This window comes from Streptomyces sp. S6 (assembly GCF_054880855.1).
This window is the reverse complement of record NZ_JBTYMC010000629.1, coordinates 1-1,478: the sequence shown is the minus strand read 5'-3', so window position 1 is coordinate 1,478 and position 1,478 is coordinate 1. Positions and strand designations below refer to the sequence as shown.

1 pseudogene is annotated in these 1,478 nt (G+C 73.9%); it reads right to left on the bottom strand.

Annotated elements, in window-relative coordinates:
- Window positions 1-95: 95 nt before the first annotated feature.
- Window positions 96-1,229: pseudogene (locus tag ACVNF4_RS35945) on the bottom strand (MDR family MFS transporter); the annotation flags it as partial.
- Window positions 1,230-1,478 lie beyond the last annotated feature (249 nt).

The window sequence follows — 1,478 nt, the reverse complement described above, 5'->3', positions numbered from 1 at the left end:
GCCCCCGAATCCGCCGCCGGCGGCCCCCTCTCCCTCGTCCGCACCGGCGACTTCATCGAACTCGACACCGCCTCCCGCCGCCTCCACCTCGACGTCCCCGCCGCCGAACTCCCGACCAGTACGATCAGCCCGGACACGGAGGACAGCGCCCCGGTGTACAGCCCGAGCCGCCCCTCGGCCGCGAGGTCGGGCACCCAGGCGCGGGCGGCGGGCGCGACGAGCATCTGGCCGAGGGTGAGCAGGACGACGAACCCGGCGGCCGGCAGCAGTCCGGCCGTCCCCTTCGCCCCGGCGGGCAGCGCGGCGGCGACGACCGCGAACCCGGCGGCGATGAGCCCGAGCCCGCCCGCCATGGACGCCCGCAGGCTGAGCCGCTCCCCCACCCACCGGGTCACGGGCAGCTGCGCGACGACGACCAGCGCGGACGACAGCGCGAACAGCCACGACAGCGGCGTCTGCGAGCCGGCCGCCCGCTCCACCTCTGCGGGCAGCGCCAGGTAGAGCTGGTTGTAGGCGAGCAGGTAGGCGCCGTAGGCGCAGCACAGGGCGAGGAAGCGGCGGTTGCGGAGCATCGGCAGGACGCCGCCCTCGACCCGGGTCCGCTGCCGTCCGGGTATGTGCTGCGGCAGCAGCCAGGCGTGTCCGGCGAGGACGAGCACGAAGATCCCCGCTCCGGCGAGGCACACGGCCGTGAAGTCCACCGACAGCAGCAGCGCCCCGAGGAGCGGCCCGACGAACGCCCCGGCCTGTCCGGCCACGGTGAACAGCGCGAGCACCCGGGTGCGTGGCCCGTGCCCGTTCTCCTCCCGGACGACGGCCTGCCGCGCCACCTCGCTCTCGACGGCCGGGGAGAACAGGGCCGCGGCGAACCCGATGAGCAGGACCGCCCCGATGACGGACGCGACGTGTCCGGCGTACCCGAGCCACGCGAACCCGGCGATCCGCAGCACACATCCGGCGAGGACGACGGGCCGCACCCCGTACCGGTCGGTCAGCGCTCCGCCGACGACGAACAGCCCTTGCTGGCTGAACGTCCTCAGTCCCAGGACGAACCCGACCAGCCAGCCCGCGAGCCCGATCCCGGTGCCGAGGTGTTCGGCGAGGAACGGCAGGACCGCGAAGAAGCCCACGTTGAAGGCGAGTTGAGTGAGGATCAGCAGTCGCAGCAGCGGGGAGAGCGGGGTCTTCCCGGCGCCGGTCCTCGGCAGGGCTGTCGTCGTCGCGGTCATCGGGCCGCCACCAACTCTCGTACGGGTTCGGTGAGTTCGGGGGTCTGCGGTGTGTCGTCGGGACGGTTGCCGCGTCGCCTGCGCAGTCCTGCGGCGGTGACCGCGAGGGCGCCGAGGAGGGCGAGGGCCGCGGCGGTTGACGAGAGTCGTATGGTCGGCGGCGTCGATGACACTCCCCTCCCCCATCATGACGACGTGCTGCGCGTGCTGGACGGTCGACAGCCGGTGGGCGACGACGAGGACGGCCCG